This is a genomic window from Roseateles sp. GW821-FHT09G03 (assembly GCF_059416045.1).
This window is the reverse complement of the sequence record NZ_JBWKOK010000007.1, coordinates 62,753-79,496: the sequence shown is the minus strand read 5'-3', so window position 1 is coordinate 79,496 and position 16,744 is coordinate 62,753. Positions and strand designations below refer to the sequence as shown.

The 16,744-nt window shown below is 68.0% G+C and carries 16 protein-coding genes and 2 tRNA genes; 9 read left to right on the top strand and 9 right to left on the bottom strand.

Going from position 1 to position 16,744, the window contains the following annotated elements; translation table 11 throughout:
* Positions 1-35 precede the first annotated feature (35 nt).
* The 5 genes from AC07OZ_RS23390 to AC07OZ_RS23370 form a co-directional block, all read right to left on the bottom strand.
* Complete coding sequence (locus AC07OZ_RS23390; RefSeq protein WP_495469467.1) at positions 36-437, bottom strand: DUF2946 domain-containing protein; 402 nt, start codon at positions 435-437, stop codon at positions 36-38.
* Positions 438-472: 35 nt separating this feature from the next.
* Positions 473-1,792: a M20 family metallopeptidase gene (locus AC07OZ_RS23385; RefSeq protein WP_495469466.1), complete on the bottom strand. Its 1,320-nt coding sequence runs from the start codon at positions 1,790-1,792 to the stop codon at positions 473-475.
* Positions 1,793-1,823: 31 nt separating this feature from the next.
* A complete protein-coding gene (gene uraD / locus AC07OZ_RS23380; protein ID WP_495469465.1) occupies positions 1,824-3,665 on the bottom strand; it encodes a 2-oxo-4-hydroxy-4-carboxy-5-ureidoimidazoline decarboxylase in 1,842 nt (613 codons plus the stop codon).
* Between the two features lie 29 nt (positions 3,666-3,694).
* The gene (gene puuE, locus AC07OZ_RS23375; protein ID WP_495469464.1) at positions 3,695-4,651 is read right to left on the bottom strand and encodes an allantoinase PuuE; all 957 of its coding nucleotides are present in this window, start codon (positions 4,649-4,651) and stop codon (positions 3,695-3,697) included.
* 100 nt (positions 4,652-4,751) lie between these two features.
* Positions 4,752-5,435 carry a GntR family transcriptional regulator gene (locus AC07OZ_RS23370; RefSeq protein ID WP_067276517.1) on the bottom strand — a complete coding sequence of 228 codons (684 nt, stop codon included), beginning with the start codon at positions 5,433-5,435 and terminating at the stop codon, positions 4,752-4,754.
* A gap of 188 nt (positions 5,436-5,623) precedes the next feature.
* On the opposite strand from AC07OZ_RS23370, the gene uraH reads away from it, so the two are divergent.
* The 3 genes from uraH (at position 5,624) to AC07OZ_RS23355 (ending at position 8,206) form a co-directional block, all read left to right on the top strand.
* The gene (gene uraH, locus AC07OZ_RS23365; protein ID WP_495469463.1) at positions 5,624-5,977 is read left to right on the top strand and encodes a hydroxyisourate hydrolase; all 354 of its coding nucleotides are present in this window, start codon (positions 5,624-5,626) and stop codon (positions 5,975-5,977) included.
* Between the two features lie 9 nt (positions 5,978-5,986).
* Entirely contained in the window at positions 5,987-6,805 is an 819-nt protein-coding gene (xdhC, locus tag AC07OZ_RS23360; RefSeq protein ID WP_495469462.1) for a xanthine dehydrogenase accessory protein XdhC, read from the top strand.
* Positions 6,806-6,949: 144 nt separating this feature from the next.
* Complete coding sequence (locus AC07OZ_RS23355) at positions 6,950-8,206, top strand: urate hydroxylase PuuD (RefSeq protein WP_495469461.1); 1,257 nt, start codon at positions 6,950-6,952, stop codon at positions 8,204-8,206.
* A 24-nt stretch (positions 8,207-8,230) separates the two neighbouring features.
* Here the strand turns inward: AC07OZ_RS23355 and AC07OZ_RS23350 are convergent, their stop codons facing one another.
* Positions 8,231-8,608 (bottom strand): hypothetical protein, encoded by a 378-nt coding sequence (locus AC07OZ_RS23350; protein WP_495469460.1) that lies wholly within the window; start codon positions 8,606-8,608, stop codon positions 8,231-8,233.
* Positions 8,609-8,736: 128 nt separating this feature from the next.
* Here AC07OZ_RS23350 and AC07OZ_RS23345 point away from each other — a divergent pair, with 128 nt between their 5' ends.
* The 4 genes from AC07OZ_RS23345 (at position 8,737) to AC07OZ_RS23330 (ending at position 10,388) form a co-directional block, all read left to right on the top strand.
* Positions 8,737-8,904 carry a hypothetical protein gene (locus AC07OZ_RS23345; protein WP_495469459.1) on the top strand — a complete coding sequence of 56 codons (168 nt, stop codon included), beginning with the start codon at positions 8,737-8,739 and terminating at the stop codon, positions 8,902-8,904.
* A 229-nt stretch (positions 8,905-9,133) separates the two neighbouring features.
* Positions 9,134-9,219, top strand: a tRNA-Cys gene (locus AC07OZ_RS23340).
* Between the two features lie 8 nt (positions 9,220-9,227).
* A tRNA-His gene (locus AC07OZ_RS23335) sits at positions 9,228-9,304 on the top strand.
* 148 nt (positions 9,305-9,452) lie between these two features.
* Complete coding sequence (locus AC07OZ_RS23330) at positions 9,453-10,388, top strand: sugar kinase (protein ID WP_495469458.1); 936 nt, start codon at positions 9,453-9,455, stop codon at positions 10,386-10,388.
* A 9-nt stretch (positions 10,389-10,397) separates the two neighbouring features.
* Here the strand turns inward: AC07OZ_RS23330 and AC07OZ_RS23325 are convergent, their stop codons facing one another.
* From AC07OZ_RS23325 to AC07OZ_RS23315, 3 genes are all read right to left on the bottom strand, one after another.
* The gene (locus AC07OZ_RS23325) at positions 10,398-11,162 is read right to left on the bottom strand and encodes a rhamnogalacturonan acetylesterase (RefSeq protein WP_495469457.1); all 765 of its coding nucleotides are present in this window, start codon (positions 11,160-11,162) and stop codon (positions 10,398-10,400) included.
* A 167-nt stretch (positions 11,163-11,329) separates the two neighbouring features.
* Entirely contained in the window at positions 11,330-14,380 is a 3,051-nt protein-coding gene (locus AC07OZ_RS23320) for a TonB-dependent receptor (RefSeq protein WP_495469456.1), read from the bottom strand.
* A gap of 218 nt (positions 14,381-14,598) precedes the next feature.
* Positions 14,599-14,934 (bottom strand): cupin domain-containing protein, encoded by a 336-nt coding sequence (locus tag AC07OZ_RS23315; RefSeq protein ID WP_495469455.1) that lies wholly within the window; start codon positions 14,932-14,934, stop codon positions 14,599-14,601.
* Between the two features lie 179 nt (positions 14,935-15,113).
* On the opposite strand from AC07OZ_RS23315, the gene kduI reads away from it, so the two are divergent.
* The gene (gene kduI, locus AC07OZ_RS23310) at positions 15,114-15,950 is read left to right on the top strand and encodes a 5-dehydro-4-deoxy-D-glucuronate isomerase (protein WP_495469454.1); all 837 of its coding nucleotides are present in this window, start codon (positions 15,114-15,116) and stop codon (positions 15,948-15,950) included.
* 32 nt (positions 15,951-15,982) lie between these two features.
* Complete coding sequence (gene kduD / locus AC07OZ_RS23305; protein ID WP_297526818.1) at positions 15,983-16,744, top strand: 2-dehydro-3-deoxy-D-gluconate 5-dehydrogenase KduD; 762 nt, start codon at positions 15,983-15,985, stop codon at positions 16,742-16,744.

Sequence of the window (16,744 nt, the reverse complement as noted above, 5' to 3'; positions counted from 1 at the left end):
TGAAGGAGCACCGGCGCAGGCCGGTGCGGCAGGCTTCAGACCGTCAGGGGAGGCGCTCTCGCCGGCGCGCTGCGCCAGGCATGGGCGGTGACCGTCGCGCTGTAGAAACGCTCCGGCAGGCCGTGGCGCAACTCGGTGCGCAGCGGCAGCACCGCAGGCACCGGCGGCAACGGCAACGCATCCTGGTGCAGGTGGCAGAACGCACAGTGCTGGAACAGTGCATGGTCCTGGTCGTCGACGCCGCTGTCCGCCAGGCCGGCACGCAGCTCGGCAGCGCGCGGGCCCACCACGCTGGACCGGCAGATCTGCGTCCACGGCGCCAGATCCCCGTTCAAGGCCTGCGCCGCCATGGACGCCGCCGGCAGCAGCGCCGCCAGCCAGAAGACCAGGACAGTCATCCAGCGGGCGAAGGCGGTGGGGGAATGCAGGCGCAGCACGCGGCGGATTCTAGGCGCGCCGCGCCGGCGGGTGCTCAGCGAGTCTGCAACAGATCGAAGAGCGTGCGAGCGACGACCTTGGTCGCCCGGCGCAGATCGTCGAGCTCGACACGCTCGTCTGAACGCTTGGCATGCGACTCCAGCACGGTGCGCGGACCCGCGCCGTAGATCGCCGCGGGAATGCCATGCTCGCCGTAGAGACGCACATCGGTGTACAGCGGCGTGCCCGAGGTCGGGATCGGTTCACCGAACACCGCCTCGCCATGACGCTGCAAGGCTTCGACCAGCGGCCGATTGCCCGGCAACGGCTTGAGCGCACGCGCGAGCAGCAGGCGCTTCACGTCGACCGTAATGCCCGGGAACGAGGCCGCCGCCTTCGCGATGGTGTCGCGGATCTCGGCCTCGACGACGACCGGATCCTCTTCCGGAATCATCCGGCGATCCAGCTTCACCGTGACCTTGCCCGGCACGACATTGGTGTTGGTGCCGCCCTCGATGCGACCGACATTCAGGTAGGGATGCTTGATGCCGTCGACCTTCGACGTCACCTGGCGGTACTCGGCATTGCGCGCATAGAGCGCGTTCAGGATCACGACCGCGCCCTGCAGCGCGTCGATCCCGGTGTCGGGGATCGCGGCATGCGCCATCTTGCCGTGGACCGTCACTTCCATCTGCAGGCAGCCGTTGTGCGCGGTGACCACCTGGTAGCTGAAGCCGGCGGCCAGCAGCAGATCCGGCTTGGTGAGTCCTTGTTGCAGCAGCCAGCCGGGACCTAGTTCACCACCGAATTCCTCGTCATAGGTGAAGTGCAACTCGACGCCGCCCTTCAGCGGGGCGCCCTGCGCGGCGAGCGCCTCCACCGCACGCAGCGCGAAGGTGTAGGTCGAGAAGTCGCTCTTGCTCACGGCAGATGCGCGTCCGAAGAGCTTGCCATCCACGACCTCGCCGCCATACGGATCGTGCGTCCAGCCGTCGCCGGGCGGGACCACGTCGCCGTGCGCATTCAATGCGATCACGGGACCGCCATGGCCGGCGTCATCGGTGCCGAAGCGGCGGCGGACGATCAGGTTGGTCAGCGATTCCAGCCCGTACTCGCGCACCTGCGCCTGCGGCACCGCGTGCTTCTCGGCGACGTAACCCATCTCGGCGAGCAGTTCGGCCGTGCGCTCGGCATGCGGGGCGTTGTTGCCCGGCGGCGTGTCCGTGGGCACGCGCACCAGCGCCTGCAGGTAGCGGACCTGCTCGTCGAAGTGGGCGTCGATCCACGCGTCAAGCGCGTCGTACGAGGCCTGGGGTGACGGCTGCGAAGAGGTCGCGGATGGGGGCAGGGACGGGTGCTGAGGGGAAGCGGTCATGGGGCGTTCTATCCAGGGGATCGGGCGGCGTTCACAGCCGGTCGAGCAGCGCGAGGAAGGCCTGCACGCAGAGCTCGGTGTCGTCGTTGCTGATCGCTTCGAGCGGGTTGTGGCTGATGCCGAGGTTCAGTCCGCGCTGGAACAGCATGGCCTGCGGCATCGCCTGGTGAAGCTTCATCGCGTCGTGGCCGGCGCCTGAAGGCATCCGGTGCACCGGCAGGCCGAGGGCGTCGACAGCCGACTCCCAGCGGGCCTGCCACGCCGCATCGCTTGGTGCGGCGGCGGCGGCCTCGGTGCGCTCCAGCGTGAAGGTGACGCCGCGGCGCTCGCAGATCTCGGCGAGACGGGCGCGCACGTCGGCGTCGAGCGCATCGCGCGCGGCGTCGGTCGTCGCGCGGAGATCGAGGCTGAACCGGCATCGGCCCGGGATCACGTTGATCGATCCGTTGGGCACCTGCAGCTGTCCCACGGTGCCGACGACCTCGGGCACCGCGCCCGCGCGTTCCTCGACGTAGAGGATCAACTCCGCCACCGCCGCGGCGGCGTCACGCCGACGGTCCATCGGCGTGGTGCCCGCATGCGAGGCGAGCCCGCGCACTTCACCGACGTAGCGCAGGCTGCCGTTGATCGAGGTGACGATGCCCAGCGGCAGGTCGAGTTCGTTGAGCACCGGGCCCTGCTCGATGTGGACCTCGATGAAGCCGAGGTAGCGCGCCGGATCCCGCTTGAGCGCCTGGATCGCCTCCATCGTGCCGGGCAGGCCGGCGTCGCGCATCAGGTCGCGCAGCACGACGCCGTCGGCGTCCGCCTGCTCCAGCCATGCGGGATCGAAGCGGCCGACCAGCGCGCTGGAGCCGAGGAAGGTCGCCTTGTAGCGCTGGCCTTCCTCCTCGGAGAAACCGATCACCTCGATGCCGTGCTTGAGCCGGCGACCTTGGCGCTTGAGCTCGCGCACGCAGGCCATCGGGACGAGGATGCCGAGCCGCCCGTCGTACTTGCCGCCGTTGCGGACGGTGTCGTAGTGACTGCCGGTGAGCAGGCGTGGAGGCTCGCCGCTGTCGCCGCCGTGTTGGCCGTGATGTTCGCCGTGATAAACGCCGACGACATTGCCGACGGCATCGATGCCGACCTCGTCGAAGCCGCACTCGCGCATCCAGTCGGCGAGCTGCGCCGCCGCGGCGCGATGGGCCTCGGTCAGGTAGAGGACGGTCAACTGGCGGTTCTCCGCGAAGCCGGGATCGGAGAAGCGCGCCAGCGACTCCGCCCAGTCCCAGACCTGGTTGCCGAGCGTCGGCGCCACGCCGAACTTGTCGTTGAGCCGGATCTCCGCGATGCGGTGGATGTTGCGCAGGCACTCGGCGCGCTCGATGTCCGGATGCCCGTTCAGGCGTCGCGCGAAGGTGTCGATGATCTGCTGCCGCGTCAGGCCGTCGCCGCGCGGGCCGCGCACTGCGAGGATGAACGGCCAGCCGAAACGCGCGTTGTAGTCGGCATTCAACTGCTGCAGCCGGGCGAACTCCTCGGGCGTGCAGTTCGTGAGGCCGGCCTTGCTCTGCTCGTTCGTCGACTCGGCGGTCAGTGCCTGCGCGACCATCGCCTTGCCGGCGAGCTCCGGGTGCGCGCGGATCAGTCCGAACTGCTCATCGAGCGCGGCTTCGCGCACCACGGTCGCCATCGCATGCTTCAGCGCCGCGAGGCTCGCGAAGCCGCCCGCAGTGCCTCCGGGACGCGTGGCGAAGGCGCGTCGCGCGATCCACGGCGAGTGCTCGTAGATGCCGTCGAGCAGCGCGACGAAAGACTCCTCAGCCGCGGCGTTCAGCGTGGCGAGGGTCAGGGCCGGCGAGGGCGATGGTGTTGGCGAGGAGGAGGTCATCGTTGGGAGTTCATCGTTGGCTCGGCCATTCAGCCCCACACGAAGGCCTTGTCCGCATCGAACGGATGCGTGGCGCGCCAGTGGCGGGCGATGTCGACACGCCGGGCGACCCAGACGCGATCGTGTTTCTCGACGTGGTCGAGGAAGCGCTGCAGCGCCCGCATCCGCCCCGGCCGGCCGAGCAGCCGGCAGTGCATGCCGATGCTCATCATCTTCGGCGCCTCGGCGCCTTCGGCGTAGAGCACGTCGAAGGTGTCGCGCAGGTACTCGAAGAACTCGTCGCCGTGGCTGAAGCCCTGCGGCAGCGCGAAGCGCATGTCGTTGCAGTCCAGCGTGTAGGGCACGACCAGATGCGGCGCCAGCGCGCCGTCGGTCTTGCGGACGTTGAGCCAGAACGGCAGGTCGTCGCCGTAGTAGTCGCTGTCGTACTCGAAACCGCCGAAGTCGGCGACCAGCCGGCGCGTGTGCGGGCTGTCGCGGCCGGTGTACCAGCCCGACGGCCGCTCGCCCGTCAGCTGCTGGATGATGTCCATGCCGATGTCCATGTGCTGGCGCTCGATGGCTTCATCGACGCCCTGGTAATGGATCCATCGCCAGCCGTGGCACGCGATCTCGTGGTTCAACTCCACGAAGGCCTTCGTCAGCTCGGGATGCCGCTCCAGCGCCATCGACACGCCAAAGACCGTCAGCGGCAGCGCGCGTTTCTCGAATTCGCGCAGCAGCCGCCACACGCCGGCGCGCGAGCCGTATTCGTAGATCCCTTCCATGCTCAGGTGCCGCGCGGGGAAGGCCGGCGGGTTGAACATCTCGGACAGGAACTGCTCGCTGCCGGCGTCGCCGTGCAGCACGGAGTTCTCGCCGCCCTCTTCGTAGTTGAGGACGAACTGCACGGCGATGCGCGCCTGGCCGGGCCACTGCGCATGGGGCGGATGCTCGCCGTAGCCGACGAGGTCGCGGGGATAGCCGGGAGAGACGACGGGCTTCATGCGATGGACTTCATGGAGGTGTCGGTGGACATGTCGATGACCGTGCCAGTGGACGTGTCGGTGGGCGTGTCGGTGGACATGTCGGAAGAGGGCGGCCGCATCAGCGCTGAAGGACCGACTTCAGGTCCTGCACGCGCGGATCCAGCCGCAGGTTGGCCTCGACGTTCCCGAGGTGGGCGTCGAGCAGCTTCAGCGCCGCGCGCTTGTCGCGCGCCTCCAGCGCGTCGACGATGGCGTCGTGCTCGGCCTGGGACTCGGCGGCGGAATGGGAGCTCTGGTACATCAGCGCGATCAGCGAGCTGCGCGAAAGCAGGTCGGTCAGCAGCTGCGCCAGCACCTCGTTGCCCTGCATGCGGGCGAGCACGACGTGGAAGTCCGCCAGCAGCCGCGTGCGGCCGGGCACGTCGGTGCGGGCGACGGCTTCGCGTTCCTGCTTCAGATGGGCGCGCAGCTGCTTGATCTGCGCGGGGGTGATGCGCTGGCAGAGGTCGGCGAGCATCGCGGCCTCGAGCATCTTGCGCACCTCGAAGACCTGGCGTGCCTCCTCGACGCTGGGCTGCGCGACGAAGGCGCCGCGCGCCGGCTCCAGCCGCACGAGCCGGTCGCGGCTGAGCTGGTTCAGCGCCTGCCGCACCAGCGTGCGCGAGCAATCGAAGATGTCCGCCAGTTGCTGCTCGACCAGCTTGGTGCCCGGCATCAGCCGTCGCTCCACGATCGCCTGCGTGATCGCGGCGGTGATGCGTCCGGTGACGGAAGCGCTGGCGTCGATGTCCCGGGCGTTCATGGCGATGTGAGTGACGGGCGTGAAGGATGAGCTTGGAGGGCGGAGCGGACGGACGAGGGGCGCAGCCCGCGAACCGACCTGTAGGAGAGGCCCGGAGGACGAAAGAACCTTGAGTGGCGCCGGGTGTGCAGTGTGTTCGAGAGTGTATACACTTTGTGCTTTCATTCTTCTTTTCCACGAAGGCGCCGATGGGCAAGCTCACGACACACGTCCTCGACACCATGCATGGCAGCCCGGCCGCCGGCATGGCTGTCCGGCTGTACCGGATCGACGCGGGCGAGCCGCATCTGCTGCAGGCGCTGACGCTCAATGCCGATGGGCGTGCGGACGGCCCGCTGCTGGAAGGCGAGGCGCTGCGCGTCGGGCGCTACAGGCTGGTCTTCGCCGTGGCCGACTATTTCCGCAGCCGCCGCGTGACGCTGCCGGAGCCGGCCTTCCTGGACGAGGTGCCGCTGGACTTCGGGATCGCCGATCCCGGCGCGCACTATCACGTGCCGCTGCTGGCGAGTCCCTGGTCGTATTCGACCTACCGGGGCAGTTGAGGGGTTCGCATGCGGTCCTGGCAGACGCTGGCCCTGAGACTCGCGCGCGAGCCGGCGGTGCTGGTGCGGGTGGATGAGCTGCAGGGCAGCGGCCCGCGAGAGGTCGGCGCGTGGATGGCGGTGACCGCATCCGACGTCGTCAACACGATCGGCGGCGGGCAGCTCGAATTCGACGCGATCGCCAAGGCGCGGGCTGCGCTGGCGGCGGGGCGCGTGCTGGAAGCGCGCCAGCGCTTCGCGCTCGGGCCGTCGTTGGGGCAGTGCTGCGGCGGCGTCGTGTGGCTGACCTTCGAATGGCTAAACGCGCAGTCGATCGCGGGCTTGGCTGATCGCCTCGGCAATCGGAGCGAATGGCGGCGTGTCGTGCTGTTCGGCGGTGGACACGTGGGACGCGCCATCGTCGACCTGCTGGCGAAACTGCCGGCGACGGTGCACTGGATCGACAGCCGCGAGGGCGTGTTCCCTGAGCCGCTGCCGGACAACGTGCGCGCCGAGCAGTCCGAGCCGGTGCAGGGCGCGGTGCCGACGCTGGCGCCGGGCTCGCACGTGCTGATCATGAGCTTCAGCCACGCCGAGGACCTCGACATCCTGGCCTCCTGCCTGAAGCGCCAGCGCGAGTCGCGGGACCTGCCGTACATCGGCCTGATCGGCAGCAAGAGCAAGTGGGCGACCTTCCGCCACCGGCTCGAGGCGCGGGGCTTCACGCCCGCCGAGCTGGCGCATGTGACGTGCCCGATCGGCATCCCCGGCATCCCGGGCAAGCAGCCGGAGATGGTGGCGTTGTCAGTTGTTGCCCAGGCGATGCAGGAACCGACCGAGCCGCTATGACGGCCAGCGGCCGTCGCAGCCCGCACGCCAAACTGTATACACTTCCATTCTCAACGTCGCCGCGGCGCCCCGGTCTTCTCAGCGCGACGCTTGCCGGTTCACAGCGCCCGCAGTGGTGGTCCGGATCTTGCTCGACGTTCGTTGATGGACAGCTACCTGCTTGACTGGGCCAATCTGCTGCTGCGCTGGCTGCACGTGATCGTGGCCATCGCCTGGATCGGCGCCTCCTTCTATTTCGTCTGGCTGGACAACCACCTGCTCAAGCCGCAAGCCGAGGACCTCAAGTCCAAGGGCGTGGACGGCGAGCTGTGGGCGGTGCACGGCGGCGGTTTCTACAACCCGCAGAAGTACATGGTCGCGCCGGCCAACCTGCCGCAGCACCTGCACTGGTTCTACTGGGAGAGCTACTGGACGTGGATGAGCGGCTTCGCGCTCTTCGCGCTGCTGTACCTCTTCAACGCCGACACCTACCTGATCGACAAGCGCGTCTTCGACTGGAGCGCGCCCGCGGCCGTGGCCGGGGCGCTCGGTTTCCTGGTGGGCGGCTGGCTGGTCTACGACCAGATCTGCCGGCGCTTCGGGCGCAAAGCCGACGGCTCGATCGGCAACGATGGCGTGGTGCTCGGTCTGATCGCAGTGGCCGTCGTCGGGGCGGCGTGGGGCGCATGCCAGCTCTTCGCCGGCCGGGCGGCCTTCCTGATCACCGGCGCGATGATCGCCACGATGATGAGCGCGAACGTCTTCTTTTGGATCATCCCGGGCCAGAAGCAGGTCATCGCCGACATGCGGGCGGGCCGGCCGGTGGACCCGGTCCACGGCCAGCGCGGCAAGCAGCGCAGCGTGCACAACACCTACTTCACGCTGCCGGTGCTGATCGCGATGCTGTCCAACCACTACGGCATGCTCTACAGCCACGCGCACAACTGGCTGGTGCTGGTGATGCTGATGCTGACCGGCGCGCTGGTGCGCACCTGGTTCGTGAAGCGCCACAAGGGCATCGACGCGTGGCCGCTGCTGGTGGCGGTCGTCATGCTCCTCGCGGTGCTGATCGCGTGGCTGGCGCCGCAGCCGGCGACGGTGCCCGTCACGATGGTTCCCCCGACGACGACGACGGCGACCTCGTCGGCAACACCCGGCCCCGGCGCGACTGCTGCGCTGAGTGACTCCACTGAGGTGTCGTTCGAGCAGGTGAAGACGATCGTCAATGCGCGCTGCCTCGCGTGCCACAACGCCGCGCTCGCACCCAAGCGGATCCAGTTCCACGAGCCGCAGATGATCGAGCAGCACGCGGCGGAGATCTACCAGCAGGTCGTGGTGCAGAAGACCATGCCGCTGAACAACGCGACCGGCATCACCGATGAGGAACGGGCGACGTTGGGGCGGTGGTTCAAGGCGAGGTGAGGGCGCCCGCTTGCGGCAAGCCACTCACGTCGTGTCCGTCGACCATGTCTTGAGCACCTGCCGCAGCTTCTTGCGCCCGTCACTGTTGGTTTCCCGATAGGTCTTGAGCGCCAGCGCGACGAACTGCTGTTCGGCCTGGCTCATGCCCTTGGGCGCGCGTTCCTCATCGAGCCAGCCTGACGGTTGTCCGCAGCGGTCCTCGAACTGGCGCGCGAGCTTGTCCCCGATGGGGCGCTCGCCGGACTTGGCCATGCTCCAGGTCGCGCGGCTGACTTCGAGCTTCTCCGCGAAGGCCGCCTCAAGCCCCTTCGGCGATCCGCCGGTGGCGATGCTCTGCTCGACGAACTCCTGGAAGAGCGACAGGACGTTCTGGCGGCGGAGGGTCGAGGTGGGGGTGGTCACGAGCGATGTGAAAAGTATTCACAGATTCTAGTTGACGGCGATGTGAACGGTGTTCACAATCCGCTTCATTCCAGAACAACGGAACGGGTCGACCGACCTGCTCCCTCCAGAATTCGAACGAGCTGATCATGAACCGCGCCATCGCCCTCCAGACCAACGCACTGCCCATCGGCGGTGTGGCTGCGTCCATGGTGAACGCGCATCGCCGCTGCTGTCATTGCCATGCAACCGAAGGCCATCCCCACCGGATGGCTGGTGCGGATGACGGGGCGGATCACTCAGCGCGCAAGGCCTAGCCGACAAGCGCGCCACGATTCGCAGGACTCGAAAGAGGCCCGGATTCCGCAAGGATCCGGGCCTTCTTGTTTTTCACTTCTTCTCTCGGGTGTGTCCGTGCACAAGCGGCGGGCCGGCTCGACGTGCATGTGTGCCGACGCGGCCGCGCCGGCATGCAGCGAGACGCACCGCTCAAGCGGCCGGGCTCGCGTGCGGACACAGCCGAGAGAGGACATCTCACGCATTCATCTCGACGTAGCCAAGAGGTTCAAGGCGGCGGATTGCAAATCCGCTGGCGCAAGCCGTCCCCGGTTCGAATCCGGGCGTCGAGTCCAGTTCAAGGGTGGCCGTAGCGCAGTCGGTCAGCGCGCCGGGTTGTGGCCCCGGAGGCCGTCGGTTCGATCCCGACCGGTCACCCCAATTCATTTCCTCTTCAGCCTTCACGCATTCGAGCCGGTCTCGCAGCACGCGATGAGGCCTCGCTAGGGGTCACTCCCGTGGTGCGCGCCGCCCTCTGGAATCAGAATCCAAAACACCGTTTCAAAAACAGGAAACGCAGAGGATTCCGATGACCCAACGCGTGGCCGTGATCGGCGAATGCATGCTGGAACTCAAGGGCGAGGCCTTCGGCGCGATGACGCTGGGCTACGGCGGCGACACCTTCAATACCGCCGTCTATCTGCGCCGCTGCGGTGCGGCGGCCGGGCTGGAGGTGGCGTACGCGACGGCCCTCGGCGAGGACGGCCTCAGTGCGGGGCTGCTCGAACGCTGGCGCGAGCAGGGCATCGACACGCGGCTGGTGCGGCGCCTCGCGGGGCGCATGCCCGGGCTCTACATGATCGAGGTCGACGGGCGCGGCGAGCGCAGCTTCCACTATTGGCGCGACGCCGCCGCGGCGAAGGCGTACTTCGATGTCGAGCGCACGCCGCTGGAAACGCACGCGGATGACTTCGATGCGCTTTACCTCAGCGGCATCACGCTCGCGATCCTGCCGCCGGCGGGGCGTGAACGCCTCTATGCGCTGATGGGCGTGATGCGCGAGCGTGGTGCTCACGTCGTCTTCGACAACAACTACCGGCCTCGCCTGTGGGCGGACCGGCACGCGGCGCGTGTCGAGTTCGAACGGGCCTTCTCGCTCGCCACGATCGCGCTGGTGACGGCGGACGATCACCAGGCGCTCATGGATTTGCCTGACCCCGACGCCGCGATCGCGCATGCGAAGGCTTTGTCGGCGCCCGAGGTGCTCATCAAACGCGGCGCTTCGTCGACGCTCGTTCGTGCAGCCGATGGACAGGGACGTTGGCTCGAAGCGCCGACGCAGTGGGTCGAGCGCGTCGTCGACACGACGGCAGCGGGGGATTCGTTCGCGGGCGGCTATTTGGCGCGTCGGCTGGCGGGACACGATGCCGTAGACGCGGCGGCGCATGGCAATCGCGTCGCAGCGCGCGTGATCGGTCATCCCGGCGCGATCATTCCCGCCGAGGCGATGACGGATCTGCTCTGAGGGAAAGGTTCAGCGCATCCAGCGCTTGAGCTCCGGCATCACGACGACCAGTTGCTCGGCGACCATCGCCGAGAACACCTGCGCGCCCTTGGGGCCGAGGTGCGTGCGATCGAAGACCGGATTCGCGGCGCCCGCGCGTTCGGGCGCTGACGCGGCCTGCACTGGGGCGTCGATCGGCTTCGGCGCCATCGCCAGCGTGTCGGCTTCGGTCTCGCCCATCGTCTGGACCGCCGCGTGGCTGATCGCGTTCAGGTCGATCAGCGGAACCTGGTGCTCGGCGCTGACGCGGATTGTCGCGTCGGCCCACGGGCGCAGGTTGTTCTCGAGCCTGCCCTGCGCGTCGAAGCTCCGGCGCGTGAGCGGCGTCAGCATCACCAGCCGCGCGCCGGTCGGCGCGACGTCGGTGATGTAGCCGGCGAGGTTCACGGGGAACTCCGTCTGCAGGTCGGTGGAGCGGCCCGGCTTGCCGGGCTGATCGTTGTGGCCGAACTGCATGAGCACCACGTCGGTCTGGCCGGCCGGTCGATCGCGCAGCAGCGTCAACACCTGACCCCAGCGGCCTTCGGCGCGGAAGCTCTTTGTGCTGCGGCCGCCCTTGGCGACGTTGAGGCAGGTCACCTCGGGTTTGAAGCGCGCGCAGAGCGCGTCGCCGTAGCCGCTCTTCGTGGCCATCGTCGAATCGCCGACGAGGATCACGCGCAACGACGACGCCGAGTTCTGCGCGTGTGCGGCGCCGGCCACAAGGACGAGTGCCGCGAGCCATGACTTCTTCATGAGTGCTCCGTGGTGATGCGACCGGAATGGGGCTTGGGGTTCCCGGAGGGAGGCCCCATGCCCCGTGGAGAGTCGGCGCTCATCCTCACGCAGTCATTCGCGAGTCATCCACGGTGCTGCGAAAGGAATGGGGCGGAGCGCCGGCGCTCCGCCCCACGCAGTCAAGCTCAGAACTTGTAGCTCGCCCCCAGCAGGAACTCGCGACCTGTCACGTGATAGACGACAGGGCTGTTCCGCGCCCTCGAGATGAACTGGTCGTTCACCTCGTTGGTCAGGTTGACGCCTTCCAGCGTGATGGTGAGGTGGTCGTTGACCTTGTACGAGATCGACGCGTCCACGTTGAGCGACGCGTTCTTCCCTTCGACGTCGTTGTTGTTCTGCCCCGGCACCCGCGTCAGGAACGACGAGCGCTTCGAAGCCGACACCCGCGCGCTGAAGGTGTTGTCGTCGTAGTACAGCGTCGCGTTCCATGACTTGGGCGACATGTTGAGCAGGTCGTCCGAGATGGTGCTGTCGCTGGTCGGCGAGATCAGGTAGGTGATCTTCGACTTCACGTAGGTGTAGTTGAGCACCGTGCCGAAGTTCTTGCCCCAACTGGGCAGGAAGGTGAACGGCTGCTGGTAGTTCAGCTCGATGCCGCGCAGCTTGCCCCCCGGGGTGTTGATCGGCGTCGTGAGCTGGAACACTTCCTCGCCGGTGAAGTTGGACGGCAGCAGCGACAGGGGCAGCCCCGTCTGGTTGTACGGCGCGTTGGTCCGCAGGCTCTGGATGTAGGTGTCGATGTTCTTCTGGAACAGGCCCACGCCGATGAAGGCGTTGCGGCCGAAGTACCACTCCAGGCTGCCGTCGAAGGTCTTTGCGCGGAAGGGCTTGAGGTACGGATTTCCCGTGGTGATCGACAGCGTGCCGGTGGTGCTGATCGTGCCGCCCGGGTTCAGGTTGCCCAGCTGCGGACGCGCCATCACCTTGGCCGCGGCGAAGCGCGCGATCAGGTCCTTGGTCAGGTTGGCCGAGACGTTCAGCGCCGGCAGCCAGTCCTTGTACTTCTGCCCGATCACGACCTCGGTGCCGCCGCCGGTGGCCAGGTAGCCGGTCGCGTCCTGCTCGGTCACGACGTAGCGCACGCCCACGTTGCCTTGCAGGCGCAGGCCGAGCAGGCGACCCTCGAAGTCCGCCTGCACGAAACCGCCGGTGTCCTTCTCGACCACCGCGCGGTTGTTGCCGCGCGCGTTGCCGTTGGTGATCGAGGACAGCGTGTAGTCGCCCGGACCGCCCGCGGGGCCGCTCTTGATGCAGTTGCAGTAGATGTCGTAGGCCGCGGCGATCGCGTTGAGGTCGGGGATGACCCACGAGGTCGGCGTGCCCGCCGGCAGGCTGAGCCCGCGGCCGAAGCCGGTCAGCATCTTCGTCAGCACGCCCGAGCCCGCCGCCGGCGAGAAGATCGTGTCGTTCTGGTTGATGCGCCGGAATTCGAAGGTGTCGAAGCTGTATTTCTTGTAGTCGAGACCGGCCTTCAACGTCAGCGTGTCCGGCATCACCTCCCAGGCCAGGTCCAGGTGCGCGATGTCGTTGACGTTGTTGGCACCCTGAGGCCGGATGCGGATCTCGCTGGTGGTCGTGTTGGTGACCGTCGTCGGCTGCGTGCCCGTGGTGACCTGCGGCACGCCGACGATCTGCAGCGCGCCGTTCTGCGCCGCCGGATCGAACGGGTACTTGATGACCGGCAGCCGGTCGTTGTTGCGGAAGTCCAGCGTGTAGCCGTTGACGTTCAGCGCGTCGAGCGTGACCGTCGTCTGCACCGGGTTGCGGAACTTGGAGTCGGCCCGGCCCACCTTCGCATTGAGCTTGAGGTGGTCGGTGATGTCCTGTTCCAGCGTCAGGCTGGGTTGGCGGAAGGTGGTCGTCAGCTCGTCATAGCGCGACTCGGCGCGGATGTCGACGCCGTTGAACACGCCGTACTGCAGCGCACCGTTGGGCGCGTACTGCGCCTCCACCACGCTGGTCTGCGGCTTGCCGCCCTGGCTCGCCGTGCGGCTGAACGAGATGGCCTCGAGGAAGTCCTCCCGGCGCGTCGCGTCCAGCTTCGAATACAGCATGTCGAAGGTCAGCAAGGTGCTGTCCGTCGGCTTGAACTGGATGGAGCCGGTCAGGCCGAGCCGGTCCTGGTCATGCGTGAGCCGGCCGTAGCGCGGCAGGCGCGGGTGGAAGTTGTCGGCGCTGCTGGCCGCGTTGTAGGCCGCGGTCGCGCCGGGCGATGCGGGCAGGCGCGGCACGCCCTGCGCGGCGGGACCGCAGTTGGTGGCGGTGGTCGTCGGATTCGCCGGGGTCACGCCTTGCGGCGAGCACCAGCCGCCGGAGGACGCGCCGTTGTCCCAGCGCACCGTCGAGAAACCTTCCTCGAAGAGACGGCGCTTCGAGTACGCCCCCGACACCAGCACGCCCAGCTTCTTGTCGAGGAACACGTCGCTGAGCAGGAACGCGGCGCGCGGATCGGTCTCGCGCGCCAGGTCGTTGTAGCGACCCTTCACCGAGGCGGCGATGACGCGCTTGTTGAAGTCGAAGGGCCGCGCCGCCTGCAGGTCCACGGTCGCGCCGAGCGAGCCCTCGTCCACTTCGGCGGAGCTGCTCTTGCGGACGGTGATCGTGTTGAAGAGCTCCGCCGCGAAGACGTTGAAGTCGAAGCCGCGCGAGCGGTTCGCGCCGCCGGAGCTGTCGGTGCCGCCGGTCGTGGCCAGCGCCTCGATGCCGTTGATGCGCACCCGCGTGAAGTCGGCGCCCAGGCCGCGCACGGTGATGTTGCGGCCTTCGCCGGCGTCGCGGTCGATGACGACGCCCGGGATGCGTTGCAGCGACTCGGCCAGATTGGTGTCGGGGAACTTGGCGATGTCCTCGGCCTTGATCACGTCGACGATGCCGCGGTCCTGGCGCTTGGCGTTCAGCGCGCTCTCGAGCGAGGCGCGGATGCCGGTGACGACGACGGTGTCGAGCGCCTTGTCCGCGGCCTTGTCGGGGGCAGGTGTTGCCGACGCGGCGGCCGATGCGGCGCTGGCCGGCGCGGGCGCGGCCTGGTCCTGGCTCCAGGCGGGCAGCGACAGCGTGGCCGTGCCGAGCAGGCAGGCGGCGAGGCGGGTCAGGCGAGGCGCCGACGCCGCGGCAGGCGATGCTCGACGCGGGTTGGACGTGGACGTCCCGAGGCGAGTCCCAATGCGATGGGGCATGACGTTGTCTCCAAGGTTCTTCTGCGGCCGCGGGCGTGGGATCGTGGCCCGTCGCTCTCGCGGCATCGGTCGGTCGCAGGCGCGCGCAGGGCGCCGGCAGGGCGGGAGCGGTCATCGCTGCAGTGCGATCGCCGCCTCGGTACTGCTGTTGCGATCCGCGCCGGACGCGGACCCTGGGGAACTGCTGGAACGGCCAGAACGGCCGGGATGGCGGGCGGCTAGAGGTAGTCCTCGCGTCGCGGCGAGAACTGGTCCAGCAGCGTGCTGCCGGCCTCCAGCGCGACGACGCCGTGCGTCGTGAGCCGCGGCGCGACGAAGGCGTCGCCCGGCTTGAGCACGCGTTTCACCCCGCCGACGTCGCATTCGAACGAACCGCTGATCACGAACGCGATCTGGTCGTGCGCGTCGTGCGCATGGGGCGTGCCGATGGCGCCCTGGTCGAACTGGACCAGCACCGACATCAGCTCCGGCGTGTGGCCGACGATCTTGCGGCGGATGCCGTCGCCGAGCTCGGTCCACGGTTCGGCGTCGTTCAGGAAGTACGGGCTGCTCATCGGGTCGTCTCCTGGATTCAGGACGGTTCTCGGCCGTCGTTGCGAGCAACTATAACGACGCCGCAGAAAATTGAAACAGTGGTTCACTACATAGAAACCATAGTTTCGGGAAAGTCCGCAGGCCCGTACGCTGCGATCCCATCAGAGCTCGTGAAGCCACCGGACCGCCAGGAGACGACATGGAAATCCGCCAACCCATCCACAGTGAACACGCCCGCACGCTGGACACCGAAGGCCTGCGCCGCCAGTTCCTGGTCGACGACATGTTCAAGCCCGACGAGGCGACGCTGACCTACAGCCAGATCGACCGGATCATCGTGGGCGGCATCATGCCGGTGACCAAGCCGGTGACCTTCTCGGCGGAGCTGGGCAAACACACCGGCACGGATTACTTCCTGCAGCGGCGAGAGCTGGGCCTGATCAACATCGGCGGCGCGGCGCGCGTCTTCGTCGACGACACGCAGTACGACGTCGGCCCGCGCGAGGCGCTCTACATCGGCCAGGGCGCGAAGATCGTCGAGTTCAAGAGCGTCGACGCGACGAACCCCGCCAAGCTCTACTTCAACTGCGCGCCGGCGCACACCGCGTATCCGACGCGCAAGGTCACGCTGGCCGAGGCCTCGCCGGAGACGCTGGGCTCGCCCGAGACCAGCAACCGCCGCACCATCCACAAGTTCCTGGTGCCCGACGTGCTGCCGACCTGCCAGCTGCTGATGGGCATGACGCAGCTGGAGCCGGGCAGCCTCTGGAACACGATGCCCTGCCACCAGCACGACCGTCGCATGGAGGTGTACTTCTACTTCGACATGAAGTCCGACGCGGTGGTGTTCCACATGCTGGGCGAGCCGACGCAGACCCGCCACCTGGTCGTGCGCAACGAGCAGGCGGTGATCAGCCCGAGCTGGTCCATCCACTCCGGCGTCGGCACGCAGGCCTACACCTTCATCTGGGGCATGGTCGGCGAGAACCAGGTGTTCAAGGACATGGACCATGTGCCGATGACGACGCTGCGCTGAGCCGTCCTCATCGAGCCGACAGAAAGAACCACATGATCCTGGACAACTTCCAACTCGACGGCCGCGTGGCCATCGTCTCGGGCTGCAACACCGGCCTGGGGCAGGGGATGGCGGTCGCGCTGGCGCAGGCCGGCGCGCACATCGTGGGCGTCAACGTGTCCGACCCGGCGGAGACGCGCACCGAGGTCGAGCGCCTGGGGCGCCGCTTCCTCGACCTGCGCGCCAACCTCGGCGACATCAGCTGCATCGAGGGCCTCGTGGCCGAGGCCAAGTCGCTGACCGGGCGTGTCGACATCCTCGTCAACAACGCCGGCATCATCCGGCGCGAGGACGCCATCCGCTTCAGCGAGAAGGACTGGGACGACGTCGTCGACCTCAACCTGAAGACGGTGTTCTTCTTCTCGCAGGCGGTGGCCCGGCAATACCTGGCACAGGGCGGCGGCGGCAAGATCATCAACGTCGCGTCGATGCTGTCCTTCCAGGGCGGCGTGCGGGTGCCGTCGTACACGGCCAGCAAGAGCGGCGTGATGGGCATCACCCGGCTGATGGCCAACGAATGGGCCTCGCACGGCATCAACGTCAACGCGATCGCGCCCGGCTACATGGCGACCAACAACACCGCCGCGCTGCGCCAGGACGAGACGCGCAACGCCGCGATCCTCGACCGCATCCCGGCGGGTCGCTGGGGCAGCCCGGACGATCTCGCCGGGCCGGTCGTGTTCCTCGCATCGAAGGCGTCCGACTACGTGAACGGGTACACCGTCGCGGTCGATGGCGGCTGGCTGGCTCGATAA

What these genes read in the sequence shown, in the direction of transcription:
- AC07OZ_RS23385 (WP_495469466.1), bottom strand. Translation starts at nt 1,792, where the DNA reads ATGACCGCTTCCCCTCAGCACCCGTCCCTGCCCCCATCCGCGACCTCT.
- uraD (WP_495469465.1), bottom strand. Translation starts at nt 3,665, where the DNA reads ATGACCTCCTCCTCGCCAACACCATCGCCCTCGCCGGCCCTGACCCTC.
- puuE (WP_495469464.1), bottom strand. Translation starts at nt 4,651, where the DNA reads ATGAAGCCCGTCGTCTCTCCCGGCTATCCCCGCGACCTCGTCGGCTAC.
- AC07OZ_RS23370 (WP_067276517.1), bottom strand. Translation starts at nt 5,435, where the DNA reads ATGAACGCCCGGGACATCGACGCCAGCGCTTCCGTCACCGGACGCATC.
- uraH (WP_495469463.1), top strand. Translation starts at nt 5,624, where the DNA reads ATGGGCAAGCTCACGACACACGTCCTCGACACCATGCATGGCAGCCCG.
- xdhC (WP_495469462.1), top strand. Translation starts at nt 5,987, where the DNA reads ATGCGGTCCTGGCAGACGCTGGCCCTGAGACTCGCGCGCGAGCCGGCG.
- AC07OZ_RS23355 (WP_495469461.1), top strand. Translation starts at nt 6,950, where the DNA reads ATGGACAGCTACCTGCTTGACTGGGCCAATCTGCTGCTGCGCTGGCTG.
- AC07OZ_RS23345 (WP_495469459.1), top strand. Translation starts at nt 8,737, where the DNA reads ATGAACCGCGCCATCGCCCTCCAGACCAACGCACTGCCCATCGGCGGT.
- AC07OZ_RS23330 (WP_495469458.1), top strand. Translation starts at nt 9,453, where the DNA reads ATGACCCAACGCGTGGCCGTGATCGGCGAATGCATGCTGGAACTCAAG.
- AC07OZ_RS23325 (WP_495469457.1), bottom strand. Translation starts at nt 11,162, where the DNA reads ATGAAGAAGTCATGGCTCGCGGCACTCGTCCTTGTGGCCGGCGCCGCA.
- AC07OZ_RS23320 (WP_495469456.1), bottom strand. Translation starts at nt 14,380, where the DNA reads ATGCCCCATCGCATTGGGACTCGCCTCGGGACGTCCACGTCCAACCCG.
- AC07OZ_RS23315 (WP_495469455.1), bottom strand. Translation starts at nt 14,934, where the DNA reads ATGAGCAGCCCGTACTTCCTGAACGACGCCGAACCGTGGACCGAGCTC.
- kduI (WP_495469454.1), top strand. Translation starts at nt 15,114, where the DNA reads ATGGAAATCCGCCAACCCATCCACAGTGAACACGCCCGCACGCTGGAC.
- kduD (WP_297526818.1), top strand. Translation starts at nt 15,983, where the DNA reads ATGATCCTGGACAACTTCCAACTCGACGGCCGCGTGGCCATCGTCTCG.